Consider the following 16,800-nt stretch of genomic DNA (forward strand, 5'->3'; position numbering starts at 1 on the left):
CGTCAAATAGAGTCGTTTTTTAGTGGTATTCACGCCTCTTTGAAATGTGAAAGCAATGAATTATAATCTTCGGGTGTGTCTACATCGAATAAAAGTCTATGATCCTCACATGGCAGCCGTTTCCCCTGATTGTAAACGCGTCCCCGTATGATTTCTCTCGCTCCTTTATCCCCGCGTATATTCAGTAGAGCAGGGAAAAGGGAAGAGGAGAAGAGAATGGGTGGTTTCATTAACCCATCATATGAAGCTGTAGCTACATACTGACTGTTAGGATTCTGATTAAAACAATTAATCATTTCATTAATCATAAGTTTTGTAATGAAGGGCTGGTCCGCCAAAAGAACAATTGCTGCTGATGCCCCGTGTTCCATAGCATGCTTAATGCCGCATTGTAAAGACACGGATTGACCTTCATTGGAATTTGGACAAGGAAGTATCGTACATTTTTTGTGTGTCCTCATGCGGCTTGGAATCCAGTAAAGTTCATCGTCAGCATTTGTCACAACGAAGATTTGATCCAATGCTGAGTCAATCGCCGTATCAAGTGCAAGACTTCCAAGTGTCATCTTTCCAACCTGAAGTGCCAATTTATTCTCCCCCATACGACGGCTTTGACCGGCTGCTAAATAGATGCCAACGACGGCCATACCGCTGCACTCCTTCTGACGGATATCATTTCCGCAATAATACTAACTGCAATTTCTTCAGGCCCCTCTGCGCCAATTGATATACCGATTGGGGAATTAAGCCAATCAGGAATGTCTCCCCCTAATAACCGCGATGTTCGTTTTTTTGATCCCAATAAACCGGCATATAGTAACTGTTCATCTTGTATCCTCTTTAAAATAAGCTTATCGACTTGAAAATCATGTGTCATAATAACAACTGAATCAAGTTGAGTAAAAGTTATGTTCTTAAGTAATTCTTCAATACTGCCTATTTGGAAAGAGGCAGCTGATGGGAAGTGTTTTTCTGAACAAAGGGACGGTCTCCAATCACAAATGTGTACACTATAGCCAACTTTCGCGGCCAAAGCTGCAAACGGCCTTGCATCCACGCCTGCTCCGAATACGTATAGAACGGGTTCGGGCCAAATCGCTTGGTAATAGAAAGATTCATCTTCAATCCACCTGCGTCCAGCAGCTTGCTGATAAGGGTGCGGAGTTTCATTGATTTTATTAATAGGCAACGTACCGATTTGGTATGGTTCACTACTAAAATGGTAGTTGAAATCTCCTTCCAATTCCTGCAAGAAGGTAACACATTGCTTTTTTTGCAAATGATCATGCAGAAATAGTAAGCCTTTCCTAAATTCGTTGTCAACATCTCTTAACAGAACGGTAACAACCCCATTGCATCCCGCACCGCGCCCCCATCCAAGATCATCTTCGGAACTTAAGTCGAATTCACAAACCTGCACTTGGCCTGTATGAAAAAGTTCTCTTGCCCTGCTTTGTAAGTCAGCTTCAAGACATCCACCGCTAAGCATACCGATTTTTGAACCGCGTTCTGTAAAGAACATCCAAGCGCCTTCTCTTCGGTATGCAGATCCCTCAACGTGTACGATTTGTGCAAGGACAATGGCCTGATCGTTTTTGATAATTGTATCAATCATTTGTGGAATAAATCCCATTCATCTTCACCTCAACTATTCATTTTATAGAACAGTTTCATCCAATAACTGTCGGTTTATTCGAAATCCGGATTATAAATGAGGGTAATCTTGGCAAATATAACTACTAGTTGAGATTGCGTTGGTATTTAGTAAGGGAGGAAAAAGTTTTGCAGAATGGATTTCCAAAAATAGTTGGTACTGCTGAACAACGAATTGATGCGGTAGAAAAATCTACAGGAAATGTCAAATACCTTGGAGATAAATTGTTGAAGGGAATGTTACATGCAAAGATTGCCACGAGTACAGAGGCTCACGCACGTATTAAATCAGTTGATACAAGTGAGGCTTGGAAAGTGCCTGGTGTCCGAGCGATTGTGACGGGAGAGACTTTTCCTTTTCCGATTGGACCAATACTCGCAGATCGTCCTCCAATTGCTTTTGAGAAAGTTCGCTACTATGGCGAACCGGTTGCAATCGTTGTTGCAGATTATCCCTATCAAGCAAAACAGGCTGCAAATAAGATAGTCATTGAGTATGAGAAACTGCCTGTTGTAAATTCACTTGAACAAGCATTTCAAAGTGATGCACCTGTTATCCATGAACAATTGGGTCAGTATACTAAAATCATTGACAATGTCTATCCCGTTCCGGGTACCAACATTGCCAGTCATATTAAAATCAGAAAAGGCGAATTCGGCCAAGCATGGGCAAGTTGCAAAGATACAATTACGGCTACATATTCATTCAATCTTTCAGATCACGCGGCAATGGAAACACGCTCTGCGACTGTGGAGATTAATCCTGACGGACGCGTCATTGTCCATTCTACAAGTCAATCACCTTTTACAATCAAAAAGATATTAAACCAATTTTTCAATATCGAAGTTGGTAAAGTTGTCGTCCATATACCGATGTTAGGCGGTGCTTTTGGTGGAAAAGGTGCAGTTCAACTTGAACCACTTGCTTATTTAGCATCCAGTGCAGTTGGAGGAAAACTAGTAAAGCTGCATTATGAATGTGAAGAGGATATGATGACCGCGCCTTGTCATATTGGATTTAATGCAACTGTAAAATTGGGTGTCAATGAAGAAGGGAAACTGATAGCTGGCCAGTATACATTTTTGATAGAAGCAGGCGCCTATTCCGATCAGGCAGCAGGTATCACTCGTGCCGCTGCTATTGATTGTACGGGGCCTTACCATATCCCTAACGTTTGGTGCGATTCCTATTGCATGTATACGAATCATCCATATGCTACCTCATTTAGGGGATATGGCCATCCGGAGCTCACTTTTGCGATTGAACGGACGATGGATCAATTTGCGAAGCAATTGAATATGGATCCAATAGAATTCCGATTACTGAATGCTATTAAACTTGGACATTCTACACCAACGCAATCCGTATTGAATGAAAACAATATCGGGGATGCTGCGAAATGTATGACAAGGGCAAAAGAGTTGATTGAATGGAATCGATATAAAAACAATTGCCCTTGGATACAAATACCTGAACGGACATACGGTAGGCAGACAAATCATCGGAACAGGGGTTCATGTCCAAAAACAATTAACAGAAATGGATAAAGAAACAGGGTTCGGCGACCCAGGGCCATGGTGGTCTGTCGGTGCACAAGCAGTGGAAATTGAATGGGATGAACAGAATTTCACTTATGAAATCGTGAAAGCGGTAACTGTAATGGATGGCGGAACAATCATAAATCCAATGACTGCTACCCAGCAAATGCGTGGTGGGATTTTCTTAGGGTTAAGCATAGCAAGTGGTGAATCATTCGAGTTCAATGATAAAGGTGTCATCCAAAATCCGGATTTCCGAACGTACCAGCTAATGCGGTTTGGTGAACAGCCTAAAGAATATATCGTTGAGTTCGTTGAGACACCCTCAGCGGATGGACCTTATGGCGCAAGAGGAATTGGGGAATATGGAGTAATTGGAGCTGCTTCAGCATTGGCAAACAGTCTCTCATCAGCAACTAAGACAGAGCTGAACAAACTCCCATTAACACCGGAAATGATATGGCGTACAAGGAGGGCAAGCTATGATAAATTCAAATACAAGCAAATATACTATTGTTTCTTTACTTGTAAATGGGTCTTCCCACGACGTAATGATTCGATCCGCTGATACACTGTTAGAAACGTTACGGGAACAAGTAGGACTGACAGGCGCCAAACTTTCATGTGGTAATGGAGATTGTGGTGCATGTACAGTATTAGTTAATGGAAAACCAATGCATTCGTGTTTGACACTAGCGATAGAGTCAGTAAACGATGAAATCACGACAATTGAAGGAATGAGGCACTCTGAAATTAGGGAAGCCTTTGTGGAACAATGGGCTATTCAATGAAAAGATGCCGTCAAGTCAGTTTTACAGGCTGTGTTGATAATACATACATTAGTCTGAAGGTTAACTAATATTAATCTGTTTTGTGGTATAATTGCATAACAAATACTGGAAGGAGAGTTATATTGGGGGGAATATCCAACTCTTTCGAACTGTTTTCTACTATCCATCTTGCTACGATTATTGTTTTGTTCTGTTTAATAGTCTATCTATTTTGGCAACGTAGGAATTTAAGCAGCAGGCATACTGAGCAGTTGAAAACCTATGAGCGAATCGTTGCTGGATCACTTTTAGCTATGGAGATCACCTATCATATATGGTTGGTTACAAGTGGCAGATGGGCTGCGGACGATTCATTACCATTAGAGTTATGTAGCATTTCACTATTTGTCGCAATTGCTCTGCTTTGGACAGGAAATAGGTATTTAGTTGACTTTGTTGTTTTTGCTGGGATTGGAGGAGCCATTCAAGCGATTGCTACTCCTGTTTTAGACATGAATTTTCCTCACTTTCGTTTTTTTCACTTTTTCTATACACATGCTGGTATTATCTTGACTGGCCTATATTTCGTTTGGGTGAAAGGTTATGTACCAACATTTAAAGGTGTTATAAAAACAATGATGTTTCTTAATATAATTTTGCCAGTCATTATGGTAGTTAATTGGCTATTCGATGGAAATTATATGTTCCTACGAATGAAACCGCAAAATGGCAGCATACTTGACTTTCTTGGTCCGTATCCATGGTATATTCTGTCCCTTGAAATGGTGGCATTTACAACATTCGTCCTCATTTGGTTAATACTGGTAAAAGATAAAAGAAACGGAATATAAATGACATCTTTTATAGACAGAAATTTGCCCCGAGTGGTACAATTTAATAACTAAAACTCTTTTTGTAGGAGGATATCTATGACAACCGATAAGAAAAAAATTAGTTTAAAGGATGCTGTAAAGCAACAGCTAGAAGCAAAGAAAAATAATAACGCCTCACTTAAGGCAACTAATTCTTCTAATCAGCAAACACCTAAGATGAAAAGCCAGCAAGCGAAAAAAGTAAGCCAGAATAGAAGAAAAATGGGCGTTTGATCATTTACGGAAACTAAAATAAAGCCAAAAAGCAAGCCTTTCTAATAGGGCTTGCTTTTTCATATTTATCATGAGTATTTATATTCATGAATTCATTTCGAAAATAAGCTTAAAAAGCTGAAAATCAAAGGCCTGTATTCTATAATGATAAAAGTAAATATAATTTACTTTAACTTAGAAGACAAGAAGTGAGGAACATCCATGTTCAGACAAGCAATAGGGAAGGCGCATGGCAAATTGATTTTGATAGGGGAGCATTCGGTTGTCTATGATAAACCGGCAATCGCACTCCCATTTTCTGATGTTGGCGTAACAGCGTTGATAAAAGAACAGAATAAGGATAACGATATAATGTTTAATAGCGGATATTTCAGTGGACCTTTATCAAAGGCGCCAGAAGAACTATCTGGCATTAAAGCATGCGTAAAAGAAACATTGCATTTGCTGAACACTATACAAACAAAAATATGTATTTCTATTGAGTCAACAATTCCTTCCGGACGGGGATTGGGGTCCAGCGCTGCAGTGGCCCACTCAATTGTAAAAGGAATTTTCAACTACTTCGATACTCCATTACGGCATGATGTACAAATGCATCTTGTCCAAATCGCTGAGACACATGCCCATGGAAATCCAAGTGGAATCGATATGGAGGCAACTTCAAACGATTGTCCAATATGGTTCCAAAAAGGCAGACCAGTAAAAAGGCTTGAGATTCATCAACCGCTATATTTGGTTGTTGCTGACTCAGGTAAGTTCGGTGATACAAAGAGTGCAGTTGATGGGATTCGCAATCTTTATTTGAAAACCCCGGAAATTGCCCGGAAATCCATCGATTTACTTGAAGACTATACATATAAATGTGAGCGCTATTTATCATCGGGAAAAATAACCGAGGTGGGGAAGTGTCTCGACCTCGCCCAAATCGAACTAACACGATTAGGTGTAAGTGATGAAACACTGGATCATCTAATAGAAACTTCAAAAAGACACGGCGCGTTAGGAGCCAAGTTGACAGGTGGCGGACGTGGCGGCTGTATTTTAGCATTGGCTCAAGACCAACAACATGCAGCCAATCTTTCAGATGCACTAACCGAAGCAGGTGCATTTCAAATTTGGACAAATGTGATTAGCTAACCGCCTCTTAGTGAGTGAAAGGAAGGACTTAAATGAAAATAACAGCAAGGGCTCATACTAATATAGCCTTAATAAAATATTGGGGAAAACGAAACGAACAATTGTTCTTACCGATGAATAATAGCATTTCGATTACACTGGATCAGTTTTATACGACCACATCTGTTACTTTCCGTGACGATTTAAAGGCTGATTCATTTATTTTGAATGGAAGCGAAATGGGAGGGCAAGAGACTGATAAAATATCCGGATTTCTTGATTTGATTCGAGAAAAGGCGAGACGAAATGAATATGCAGTCATAGACTCCATAAATAATGTTCCGACAGCCGCTGGTTTTGCATCTTCTGCATCGGGGTTTGCCGCTTTGGCAGCAGCCGCTACAAAGGCAATTGGATTAAACTACAGCGGTGCCGACCTTTCAAGAATTTCAAGATTCGGCTCCGGCTCTGCCTGCAGATCAATCTATGGTGGGTTTGTGGAGTGGAACAAAGGTGTTCGGGCAGACGGAACAGATTCATTTGCCGAGCAGATTATTGATGAATCGGAATGGGATTTAAGCATCCTTTCTGTCATGGTGGAATCGAAGCCGAAGAAAGTGTTAAGTAGGGAAGGGATGCAGCGTACAGTAAAGACGTCTGCTTTTTATTCAGGATGGTTGGAAACAATTGATGCTGATTTGAATTTTACAAGAGAGGCGATCCAAGAACGGGATTTCGAGAAATTAGGAACGGTTCTTGAACATAATGCACTTAAAATGCATGCGACGATGTTAGGTGCGAATCCACCTTTCTTTTATTGGACGGGATCCACATTAGATGTCATGCATAAGGTTCAAGAGCTAAGGGATTCAGGAATCCAAGCATACTTTACAATTGATGCTGGCCCGAATGTCAAAGTGATTTGCCAACCGGAGGATGAACGGATTGTTAAAGAGAGTATGCAGCAAATTCAAAGTGTGCGCGATGTGTTTGTTTGTCATCCTGGACCAGGAGTAAGTTATATTGGCGAATGAAAGGCGTGTTCAGATGGACACTTTGTCTAATAAAATCCGCGTACCCGGAAAATTGTTTATCGCCGGTGAATTTGCAGTTCTCGAACCCGATGGACAATGCATCGTTGTTGCTGTTGACAGGTATGTGTTCGCCGAAGTAAAAAGAAGTGAAGAAAATCGAATTGATCTTCCGCAAATAGGTTATTCGGATATTACATGGAATGCTGAAGGTAATAAATTAACCTTTAATGTGACGGGACCTAAACTAAACTTTATTCAAAATACGATCGAAATTTGTCACCAATATATCCTTGAATCAGGCGTTAGTCCACTGCCATTCAATTTGTCAATTACAAGTGAATTGGATGATGCATCAGGTAAAAAATATGGCCTTGGATCAAGTGCGGCGGTTGTCGTTGCTGTTGTAACTGCGATTTTGCAAAGTCAAAAGGAAGTCGGTATTCATTCATCAAAAGAACTTATCTTCAAATTGGCCGCAATGGCTCATTTTAAGACGCAAGGAAATGGTTCATGCGCCGATATTGCTGCATCCACGTATGGAGGTTGGCTGCTTTATAGCCCTTTCTATGGAGAGTGGTTAAATAAGCGTCTGCAAAAGAAAATGAACGCGTATACACTTGTCAATGAACATTGGCCAGGTCTTATCATCCAAGCGATTACACCACCTAAAGACTTAAGACTGTATATCGGATGGACTGGTAGTGAGATGAGGACTGCCGGGATGATTCGACGGGTTCAGGATTTTAAAAATACGCACCCCGATGCCTATCAAGATTTTTTAGAGACGAGTGGGGCTGCAGTATCCTCTTTGGTTAAGAGCTTTACCGAAGGGGACATCGATCGATCACTCTTAAGCCTTATGATGAACCGTAATGCTTTGATGCAGATAAGTGATCAAGCGGATGCCGGAATAGAAACATTGGAGTTAAAACAGTTAATCGAAATTGCCAATAAATATGGTGTCGGAAAGACATCTGGTGCAGGTGGCGGAGATTGTGGAATTGCATTCATTAAAAATGGACAAGATACCGAGTCCTTAAAAAATGATTGGAAAGAAGCATTAATCGAACCGTTGGATCTCAGAGTTTCGACTGAAGGTGCAACAGTTATAGGAAAGGGGGAAGAAGTGAATGACGGATTCAATTAACAAACGGAAAGCGGAACATATACAAATAACGCTTAACGAAAAAGTGACTGGTAATGAAATAACTACTGGATTAGAGAGAGTGCATTTCATACATAATGCACTTCCGGAAATAAATTTTCCCGATATTGCAATCGAGAGCAAGTTTGTAGGACAAACACGACCTACACCTTTTATGATCAGTTCAATGACTGGAGGGGCTGCGTTCGCTGAAACGATAAATCGAAATTTAGCGATTGCAGCGGAAGAGAAAGGTTGGATCTTCGCACTTGGATCAATGCGAGCACTTATTGAAAGTGACGAACATCGCGCCTCGTTCCAAGTTAGGGAATATGCACCATCCGTTCCAATTATCGCGAATTTAGGAGCTGTCCAGTTAAATTACGGTTTTGGAGTCGACAAATGCCGTCAGATTATCGAAATGTCGGATGCAAACATGTTAGTGTTGCATTTGAATAGCATTCAGGAAGTTATTCAACCGAACGGCGACTTGAATTTCAAGGATTTATTAGTGAAAATCGAAGAACTTACAAGAACATTAGCTGTACCGGTAGGTGTGAAAGAAGTCGGTTGGGGCATAGACGGTCATACTGCAAGAAAGCTATGTGATGTTGGTGTGTCATTTATTGACGTAGCAGGAGCCGGTGGAACTTCATGGAGCCAAGTTGAAAAATACCGTTCAAATGATCCGGTAAAACGTGTTGCGGCTGAAACATTTAGCGTTTGGGGCAATCCAACGGTGGATTGTATTGTTTCCGTCCGTGAAGAGATTGGGAATGAGTCGATTGTAGCAAGTGGCGGCATGTATACAGGCCTCGATGCAGCAAAATCGATTGCATTGGGCGCAGATGTCGTAGGATTTGGAAGATCCATCTTGAAAGAAGCAACTCAATCCGTTGAAGATGTTATCCAAGTCATGGAGACAAAGGAACTTGAGCTACGATTAGCGATGTTCGGTGTCGGTGCTGCTACATTACCTGAATTACAAGCGAGCGATAGGGTTCGTTATACGAAAATATAGTATCCGTTATGACCACTGGTTAAAACTGGTGGTCTTTTTCTTAGTAAAAGCAGATTGGATGTTCTCCTATGCATTATCAAACTAATTTGTATTTATTGAAAGTGGGAACGTTAGTTTGTATAATGTGGATAGGGGGGATGGAAAATGTCAAGAAATCCGGGTATGACAGATGAAAAGATCATTGAATTGTACAAAAGTGAGTTGTCATATGCTGAACTATGTTCGATTGTCGGTTTGTCTGCGAGTGGAATTAAGAATGTAATTAAAAAGCATGGTGTTGAGCTAAAACATACTGCGGGCCGTCCACGTATTCATAAAGTGAATGAGGATTATTTTAAAGTTTGGAGTCATGAAATGACCTGGGTATTGGGATTAATTATTACTGATGGTACTATTAACAAAAAGATGCATAGTGTTTATCTATCCCAAAAAGATGAGGAGATACTGCGCAAAGTTGCTCTGCTTATGGGGGCAGAACCAAGAATAACAGCGCCGACTGGTACCAGGACAACTCCAATGTTAATCATTAATTCAAAAATTATCAAAGATGACTTGGAACAAATTGGTATTAAACCAAACAAATCACATTCTGTACCTTTTCCCGTAGTGCCCACTGAGTATTTACCTGCGTTTGTCAGGGGTGTAATTGATGGCGATGGATGGGTTCAGGACCGCGGATATGTCATGAACATAACTACAGCAAGTAAGTTGTTTGCAAAAGGGCTTTATCAAGTATTTAAAGAATGGAATTTAAGAACAGAAATTACGAGTGAAAAAACTAAATCAAATAATATTGTATATAGGGTTTGGGTAAAAGGAAAACACGAGCTTCCAAAACTTGCAACTATCATTTACGATGGTTCAGAAGGTCTATTTATACAACATAAAAAGGATAGAATGTCTCAACACTCTATCACTGGTCAACAAAACTTAGAATTGGAGTGACATATATGTGGAAACTTGTTAATGGTAAATTACAGCAAACTACAGATATGAGTAGGGTTAAATTTAGAACAACGATAAGTAAAGCATTGATTAATGAATTATCGATTTTAGCGAAGAAGAATAATACACACGTTAATTATCTAATAGAAAGCGGTTTTGTAAACTTCTTAGATAACGGTGAGGAGATATCCTTTAATAAGGATCAAAGGCCAAAGGATCGAGCACATTATAAAACAACGTATGATAAAGAGTTATTGGAAGCAATTAAAGAAGTAGCAAAAGAGAATGAGTTATATATAAATGATGTTATCGAATACAGCACAAAATTCATCGATGTTGAAAGCAGCAAAAATAGTAACTACCGATACAGAATAGAGGTATGAGAAGACCACTATACTTAACACCTTCTTTAGTGCCCCCGTCATAATATAAATTATAGAGAGTTACATTTCACTTGGAAGTATACTTGGAACAGTGAGATGAAATGGATTTTCAGCCTAAAAAAAATACCTGCTACGGATTATCAGATGATTTCCGCTGCAGGTTCGGCTTTGACTTGGTGTTCTAAAATTATATTCCTTCGTTTCATTTGAATAAAAAATAACAACGTCAGACTTAAACTGATCATCCCAAAAATGATCACCATTGTCTGCAATCCTAATATGTCTAAAAATGCTCCTGCACTTAGTAAGACAATTTGGAACATGACTCTTTCCAACATATTTCGGAATGAGAAAAAACGTCCGTGATATGCTTTTGGCATTTGTTTTTGAAAAATAACCATTGCTGTTGGAAAAAAACATCCCAACGAAAAACCTAAAACCGCAAATGCTGCCAAAGTTATCACAATATTATCTGCAAAATAAAGCATGAATTCTGCTACTGCTACCATGGATGCAAAGAAAAATAAAATAACTGTTGTTTTCCATTTTTTCGTTATTAATTTAACTACAAAAGAACCAATCATGAAAGCAATACCTTCAAAAGTATAAATCAACCCTTTTATTGATGAAGAATCCTGGATTTCACTAATATTAATGACAATCAGGTTGAAAGATCCAAGGAATAATAAAGGAATCATCGTCATAACAAGTGTCATTCCGACAGCTGGGAATGCCTTTAAGACGGGAAATACTTCTATAAATCCTCCCCTTTTCTCTTTTTGGCCATTCTCTCCCCTTCCCTTTTTCTCCTCATCAATTCGTAAGAACATCGTGAAGCCTAATAACAAGGCATACGCCAACATTGAGACCCAATAGAGTGATGCTAATGACCAATAAACGAGCATGACACCAGCAAGGGCTGTTCCGGCAACACGTGCAATCGTAGCAACATTCATATGCATTCCGTTCATCGTTAAAAGATCATCGTCTTTTACAATCAAAGGAATTGTTGATTGTAATGCTGGAAAATAGAAAGTTGCTGATAGTTGTATTGTAATGATGAATGCGACCATCCACCAGACAGATCCTGTTGATATGGCTAATAGCATAAATACGACACTAAACAGTCTACCAAAACCTGCTACGATTAATATTGTTTTCTTTTTTGATTGGTCTATGATTCTTCCCGCGAGTGGTCCAGCAATAATACCTGCCAATAAACCGATGGAAAGGATCAATGCTTTTACAAAATCGGAAGGAACTTTTTCTTGTAAAAACTCCAGATTTCCAATTATCCCTGTCCATAATCCAAGACCTGCTATCATTTCCCCACTAAGGATAATCCAAACATTCCGATTTCTCCACATACCATTCACCGTTCCCTCAACTTATTTCGACTTCCGAATTATTATACGGTAAAAAATGAAAAATGTCACTATCGATATTTCGACAACAAAAAAAGCGTCTGTCAACAGATTAACAATTGTTGACAGACACCGGATCAGGATTTCATTTCTGCTTTTAATTCTTTATAAACCGAAACAACAGTTCCCTCTTTACTTTCATCAAACAGAGAACTTCCGTTCGATAAGCGTTCGACAAGTCTCAAACTTCCTGATTCAACAGTTACTTTGTGATCTTTGTCTGTCGCTACTATGATATTTTCACTTGGTTTTACAGGTTTAGTTCCTACAATTCGATGTGGGTTTGTTTTTAATTCTTTCAATACAACTAAACCACGTTGTGCCCTTGCGGCTATTTCAAATTCTTTTAAGCCCATTCGTTTGACTGATCCACGCTGTGTAGCGATGAATATGGATTCCGATTCATCCCGAATGACAATCATTGAGACAAGCTTATCTTCCGTCTTCAAATTCATGCCACGGACACCCGCTGTTCGTATGCCAGTAATCGTCAGTTCAGTAAGTGAAAAACGTAACGCATATGCCTGTTCACTAAATAAAATAACCTCTTCTTCACCTGTGACCAGCTGCGCATCAACCATATAATTGCCCTTTTTAATATTCATTGCTTTAAAGGTTCTTGAATATCGTTGAACTTGGAAATCAGAGAGCTTTGAAAGCTTAATATTTCCGTTATCCGATACAGTTAGAATTGATTTTTCATCATCAAATTTATCTACGCCAATTGCTGCAATGATCTCCTCATTCGGTTCTAACGAAATTATGCTTGAGATATGCTGTCCTAAATCACGCCATCTAATATCAGGTAATTCATGAACTGGTTGATACATATAGTTGCCGAATGATGTGAATAGAAGAATATGATGCTGTGTATTCATAACGGATTCCAGTAGGACATAGTCAGATTCCTTTATATCCATACCAGTGCCGTTTGAAGCACTGTACGAACGAATGCTCGTCCTCTTTACATATCCATCCTTCGTAACTGAAACAACAACTTCTTCACTTGGAACAAGGATATCAAGATCTACCTTGATCGCTTCAATCATCTCTTCGATAACCGATCTTCTTTGTTCGGAAAACTGTTTACGAATATCCATTAATTCTTTTTTGATGACTGCAGAGAGTTTTTTATCACTTTTCAAGATAGCATCAAGATGCTCAATCAATTTCCTAAGCTCAGCATCCTCTCTCTTCAATTCAGTTATATCTGTATTCGTAAGTCTATATAACTGGAGAGATACGATTGCTTCTGCCTGTACCTCAGTAAAACCGAATTTAGAAATGATGTTAGTTTTGGCATCACGTTTGTCTTTTGATGCGCGTATTGCCTTAATCACTTCATCTAAAATTGACAAAGCCTTCATAAGACCTTCAACAATATGCAAACGATCCTTCGCTTTTTGAATATCGTATTTCGATCTTCTTGTAACAACTTCCTTTTGATGATCGATATAGGCATCCAATAACATCGGTAGAGACATTAGTGTTGGTCTTCTGTTTGATATTGCGACCATATTAAAGTTATAGGTAACTTGGAGGTCTGTATTTTTTAAGAGATATTGTAAAATGGCATTGCCATCCATATCTTTTTTCAACTCAATAACAATTCGAAGGCCTGTACGGTCGGATTCATCCCTTACATCAGCAATTCCATCCATTTTCCGATCCAAACGCAACTCATCAATCTTCTTCACTAAATTCGCCTTATTAACATCATATGGAATTTCGGTGATGACGATTTGAGATTTGCCTGCCTTTAACGGTTCAATTTCGGATTTTGCCCGAATGATAAATCGGCCTTTACCCGTCTCATAAGCGGTTTTAATACCACCAGTGCCTTGGATAATTGCACCTGTCGGGAAATCCGGTCCCTTAATAACAGTCATCAATTCATCGACTGTAACATTCGGATTATCCATCCTCATCAGGACTGCATCAATTACCTCATGAAGAGCATGTGGTGGAATATCCGTCGCATACCCTGCAGAAATCCCAGTTGATCCGTTTACTAACAAGTTGGGAAAACGAGCTGGTAGAACGGTCGGTTCTGGCTCTGTATCATCGAAGTTCGGAACAAACTCAACAGTTTCCTTTCCGATATCCCGCAACATTTCCGAAGCAATCGCTGAGAGTCTTGCCTCTGTATAACGCATTGCAGCTGCTGAATCACCGTCCACGGAACCATTGTTCCCATGCATCTCGACCATTAGGTGACGAAGCTTCCAATCCTGGCTCATCCTTACCATTGCCTCATAAACGGATGAATCGCCATGAGGGTGATAGTTCCCAATAACATTTCCGACCGTTTTCGCGGATTTCCGGAATGCTTTATCATGCGTATTCCCTTCATGGAACATCGCGTATAAAATACGTCTTTGTACAGGCTTTAATCCATCCCGTGCATCGGGTAGAGCGCGGTCTTGGATGATATATTTACTGTAACGGCCAAAACGATCACCAATTACTTCTTCAAGGGGCAGATCTTGATAACGCTCAGTTGAAGTCATTTATAATCCCCCTCATCAACATGCAAATGTTCATTTTCCAATATATTATGTTCTTCCGTACCAAAATCCACGTTGTTTTCTATCCATTTCCTTCTTGGTTCTACTTTATCGCCCATTAGTGTAGTGACACGTCTTTCTGATTGTGCGCCATCCTCAATCGTGACTCGGATTAGTGTCCTCGTTTCGGGATTCATTGTCGTATCCCAAAGTTGGTCAGCGTTCATTTCCCCGAGTCCTTTATAACGTTGCAACATATAGCCACGTCCGACCTTTTTGATTGCAGCGTCAAGATCCGATTCAGTCCAAGCGTATTCAACTATTTCTTTTTTGCCGGCACCTTTGAAGACTTTATATAATGGGGGCAAAGCGATATACACTTTTCCAGCCTCAATCAAAGGCTTCATATAGCGGTAAAAGAATGTCAGAAGAAGCACTTGGATATGTGCTCCATCAGTATCCGCATCGGTCATGATAATCACTTTATCATACGCAATATCGTCTATTTGGAAATCCGATCCGACTCCTCCACCAATTGCATGGATGATCGTGTTAATTTCCTCGTTCTTCATTATATCTTCTAATTTTGCTTTTTCGGTATTAATTACTTTTCCTCGAAGTGGCAAAATCGCTTGGAATGTTCGATCCCTTCCTTGTTTTGCGGAGCCTCCTGCAGAATCCCCTTCGACAAGATATAGCTCATTCTTTGCTGCGTTTCTTGATTGGGCTGGAGTTAGCTTCCCTGTTAACAAATTATCGGAACGTCTACGTTTTTTTCCAGAACGTGCGTCTTCCCTTGCTTTACGTGCCGCTTCTCTCGCTTGATGTGCCCGTACCGCTTTTCGGATCAAATTGGCACTCAACTCGGCATTCTCTTCGAGGAAATATAGAAGATGCTGGGAAATGATTGCATCTGTTGCTGTTCTTGCCTCGCTCGTCCCTAACTTCCCTTTTGTTTGACCTTCAAACTGAAGTATTTCCTCGGGGATCCGGACAGAAACGATTGCAGATACCCCTTCACGAATATCAGATCCATCAAGGTTTTTATCCTTCTCTTTCAACAAACCAGTTTTTCTTGCATATTCATTGAAAACGCGCGTCATTGCAGTCTTTGCACCGGTTTCATGTGTTCCCCCGTCTCTTGTCCGTACATTATTTACGAAGGAAAGGATTGTTTCCGAATAGCCATCCGTAAACTGAAATGCAAATTCCACTTCAATTCCTTCGGATTCCCCTTCAAGGTATGCAACCTCATGCAGTACATCCTTTTCTTCATTTAAATAATCAATGAAAGCTTTAATACCGGTTTCATAATGAAAGATATCGTTTTTTTCCGTTCCTTCTTCCTTTAAAACGATTTTCAAACCTTTCAAAAGGAATGCAGATTCCCGTAAACGCTCTGAAAGAATCTCATATTGATATTTAATCGTAGAGAAAATCACTGGGTCTGGCTTGAAATGTAACAAAGTACCTTTCTCACGCGTCGTGCCGATCTCTTCCAATGTAGTAACTGGTTTTCCCCCGTGTTCAAAGCGTTGGCGGAATTTTTTACCGTCACGAAAAATCGTCACTTCAAGCCATTCCGATAACGCATTAACGACAGATGCGCCAACCCCGTGCAAGCCACCGCTTGTCTTATATCCGCCTTGTCCAAACTTGCCTCCCGCATGGAGGACTGTCAGAATGACTTCAGTTGTCGGCTTTCCAGTCTTGTGCATCCCTGTTGGCATTCCGCGTCCATAATCCCGAACGCCAATACTTCCATCCGCATGGATTGTTACATCTATTTCGGTACCAAATCCTGCAAGTGCCTCATCCACCGCGTTATCTACAATTTCATAAACAAGGTGATGAAGTCCCCGTGAATCGGTTGAACCAATATACATCCCCGGTCTTTTTCGAACTGCATCAAGGCCCTCAAGGACTTGGATGGAGTCATCATCATATGCATATACTTCTTGCTCTTTCGTCAAATTGCAACCCCCATCAAACGAATGTTCTCTTTTTTATATATATTATCGTATCGCTTCCTGTAAAGCTTGTCAAATCAACGTTTCAGGAAGCTTGCTCAATTAATTGTATAGAAGAAAGCCATTTATTGCAATTAGATAAGGAAAAACTTAGTTTTAGAAGATCATAACAAACCGCCTATCATGCT

The 16,800-nt window shown here is 40.1% G+C and carries 16 protein-coding genes; 11 read left to right on the plus strand and 5 right to left on the minus strand.

Features of this window, described 5'->3' with window-relative positions; translation table 11 throughout:
* Positions 1-29 precede the first annotated feature (29 nt).
* Positions 30-647: a nucleotidyltransferase family protein gene (locus tag ACFPZG_RS08320; protein ID WP_283731924.1), complete on the minus strand. Its 618-nt coding sequence runs from the start codon at positions 645-647 to the stop codon at positions 30-32.
* The gene (locus ACFPZG_RS08325; RefSeq protein WP_317939991.1) at positions 623-1,633 is read right to left on the minus strand and encodes an XdhC family protein; all 1,011 of its coding nucleotides are present in this window, start codon (positions 1,631-1,633) and stop codon (positions 623-625) included. Before ACFPZG_RS08325 ends, ACFPZG_RS08320 begins: the two co-directional genes overlap by 25 nt.
* Positions 1,634-1,782: 149 nt before the next feature.
* On the opposite strand from ACFPZG_RS08325, the gene ACFPZG_RS08330 reads away from it, so the two are divergent.
* The 11 genes from ACFPZG_RS08330 (at position 1,783) to ACFPZG_RS08380 (ending at position 10,711) form a co-directional block, all read left to right on the plus strand.
* Positions 1,783-3,201, plus strand: coding sequence for a xanthine dehydrogenase family protein molybdopterin-binding subunit (locus ACFPZG_RS08330; RefSeq protein ID WP_317939992.1), 1,419 nt, complete (start codon positions 1,783-1,785; stop codon positions 3,199-3,201).
* Positions 3,194-3,760, plus strand: a complete 567-nt coding sequence (locus tag ACFPZG_RS08335; protein ID WP_317939993.1) for a molybdopterin cofactor-binding domain-containing protein — start codon at positions 3,194-3,196, stop codon at positions 3,758-3,760. Before ACFPZG_RS08330 ends, ACFPZG_RS08335 begins: the two co-directional genes overlap by 8 nt.
* On the plus strand, positions 3,744-3,983 hold the full coding sequence (locus tag ACFPZG_RS08340; protein ID WP_317939994.1) for a (2Fe-2S)-binding protein: 240 nt from the start codon (positions 3,744-3,746) through the stop codon (positions 3,981-3,983). Before ACFPZG_RS08335 ends, ACFPZG_RS08340 begins: the two co-directional genes overlap by 17 nt.
* A gap of 122 nt (positions 3,984-4,105) precedes the next feature.
* Positions 4,106-4,813 carry a YwaF family protein gene (locus tag ACFPZG_RS08345; RefSeq protein WP_283731921.1) on the plus strand — a complete coding sequence of 236 codons (708 nt, stop codon included), beginning with the start codon at positions 4,106-4,108 and terminating at the stop codon, positions 4,811-4,813.
* Between the two features lie 78 nt (positions 4,814-4,891).
* Positions 4,892-5,068 carry a hypothetical protein gene (locus ACFPZG_RS08350; protein WP_283731920.1) on the plus strand — a complete coding sequence of 59 codons (177 nt, stop codon included), beginning with the start codon at positions 4,892-4,894 and terminating at the stop codon, positions 5,066-5,068.
* A 201-nt stretch (positions 5,069-5,269) separates the two neighbouring features.
* Positions 5,270-6,205, plus strand: a complete 936-nt coding sequence (gene mvk, locus ACFPZG_RS08355; RefSeq protein ID WP_283731919.1) for a mevalonate kinase — start codon at positions 5,270-5,272, stop codon at positions 6,203-6,205.
* 32 nt (positions 6,206-6,237) lie between these two features.
* Positions 6,238-7,218, plus strand: a complete 981-nt coding sequence (mvaD, locus tag ACFPZG_RS08360; RefSeq protein ID WP_283731918.1) for a diphosphomevalonate decarboxylase — start codon at positions 6,238-6,240, stop codon at positions 7,216-7,218.
* Positions 7,208-8,365, plus strand: coding sequence for a phosphomevalonate kinase (locus tag ACFPZG_RS08365; protein ID WP_317939995.1), 1,158 nt, complete (start codon positions 7,208-7,210; stop codon positions 8,363-8,365). The genes mvaD and ACFPZG_RS08365 overlap by 11 nt, the downstream gene beginning before the upstream one ends.
* Complete coding sequence (gene fni / locus ACFPZG_RS08370; protein ID WP_317939996.1) at positions 8,349-9,383, plus strand: type 2 isopentenyl-diphosphate Delta-isomerase; 1,035 nt, start codon at positions 8,349-8,351, stop codon at positions 9,381-9,383. Before ACFPZG_RS08365 ends, fni begins: the two co-directional genes overlap by 17 nt.
* Before the next feature lie 144 nt (positions 9,384-9,527).
* Positions 9,528-10,328, plus strand: a complete 801-nt coding sequence (locus ACFPZG_RS08375) for an LAGLIDADG family homing endonuclease (RefSeq protein ID WP_283731916.1) — start codon at positions 9,528-9,530, stop codon at positions 10,326-10,328.
* Positions 10,329-10,333: 5 nt separating this feature from the next.
* Positions 10,334-10,711, plus strand: coding sequence for an rRNA methyltransferase (locus ACFPZG_RS08380; RefSeq protein ID WP_283731915.1), 378 nt, complete (start codon positions 10,334-10,336; stop codon positions 10,709-10,711).
* A 140-nt stretch (positions 10,712-10,851) separates the two neighbouring features.
* Here ACFPZG_RS08380 and ACFPZG_RS08385 read toward each other — a convergent pair whose 3' ends face one another.
* The 3 genes from ACFPZG_RS08385 to parE form a co-directional block, all read right to left on the minus strand.
* Positions 10,852-12,078: an MFS transporter gene (locus tag ACFPZG_RS08385; RefSeq protein ID WP_317940238.1), complete on the minus strand. Its 1,227-nt coding sequence runs from the start codon at positions 12,076-12,078 to the stop codon at positions 10,852-10,854.
* A gap of 134 nt (positions 12,079-12,212) precedes the next feature.
* The gene (gene parC, locus ACFPZG_RS08390; RefSeq protein WP_317939997.1) at positions 12,213-14,645 is read right to left on the minus strand and encodes a DNA topoisomerase IV subunit A; all 2,433 of its coding nucleotides are present in this window, start codon (positions 14,643-14,645) and stop codon (positions 12,213-12,215) included.
* Entirely contained in the window at positions 14,642-16,615 is a 1,974-nt protein-coding gene (parE, locus tag ACFPZG_RS08395) for a DNA topoisomerase IV subunit B (RefSeq protein ID WP_317939998.1), read from the minus strand. Before parE ends, parC begins: the two co-directional genes overlap by 4 nt.
* Between the last annotated feature and the right edge of the window lie 185 nt (positions 16,616-16,800).

This window comes from Sporosarcina thermotolerans, from assembly GCF_042658975.1.
GTDB lineage: Bacteria > Bacillota > Bacilli > Bacillales_A > Planococcaceae > Sporosarcina > Sporosarcina thermotolerans.

Coding starts and splice junctions, on each gene's coding strand:
- ACFPZG_RS08320 (WP_283731924.1), bottom strand. CDS start 647: ATGGCCGTCGTTGGCATCTATTTAGCAGCCGGTCAAAGCCGTCGTATG.
- ACFPZG_RS08325 (WP_317939991.1), bottom strand. CDS start 1,633: ATGGGATTTATTCCACAAATGATTGATACAATTATCAAAAACGATCAG.
- ACFPZG_RS08335 (WP_317939993.1), top strand. CDS start 3,194: ATGGATAAAGAAACAGGGTTCGGCGACCCAGGGCCATGGTGGTCTGTC.
- ACFPZG_RS08340 (WP_317939994.1), top strand. CDS start 3,744: ATGATTCGATCCGCTGATACACTGTTAGAAACGTTACGGGAACAAGTA.
- ACFPZG_RS08350 (WP_283731920.1), top strand. CDS start 4,892: ATGACAACCGATAAGAAAAAAATTAGTTTAAAGGATGCTGTAAAGCAA.
- mvk (WP_283731919.1), top strand. CDS start 5,270: ATGTTCAGACAAGCAATAGGGAAGGCGCATGGCAAATTGATTTTGATA.
- mvaD (WP_283731918.1), top strand. CDS start 6,238: ATGAAAATAACAGCAAGGGCTCATACTAATATAGCCTTAATAAAATAT.
- fni (WP_317939996.1), top strand. CDS start 8,349: ATGACGGATTCAATTAACAAACGGAAAGCGGAACATATACAAATAACG.
- ACFPZG_RS08375 (WP_283731916.1), top strand. CDS start 9,528: ATGTCAAGAAATCCGGGTATGACAGATGAAAAGATCATTGAATTGTAC.
- ACFPZG_RS08380 (WP_283731915.1), top strand. CDS start 10,334: ATGTGGAAACTTGTTAATGGTAAATTACAGCAAACTACAGATATGAGT.
- ACFPZG_RS08385 (WP_317940238.1), bottom strand. CDS start 12,078: ATGTGGAGAAATCGGAATGTTTGGATTATCCTTAGTGGGGAAATGATA.
- parC (WP_317939997.1), bottom strand. CDS start 14,645: ATGACTTCAACTGAGCGTTATCAAGATCTGCCCCTTGAAGAAGTAATT.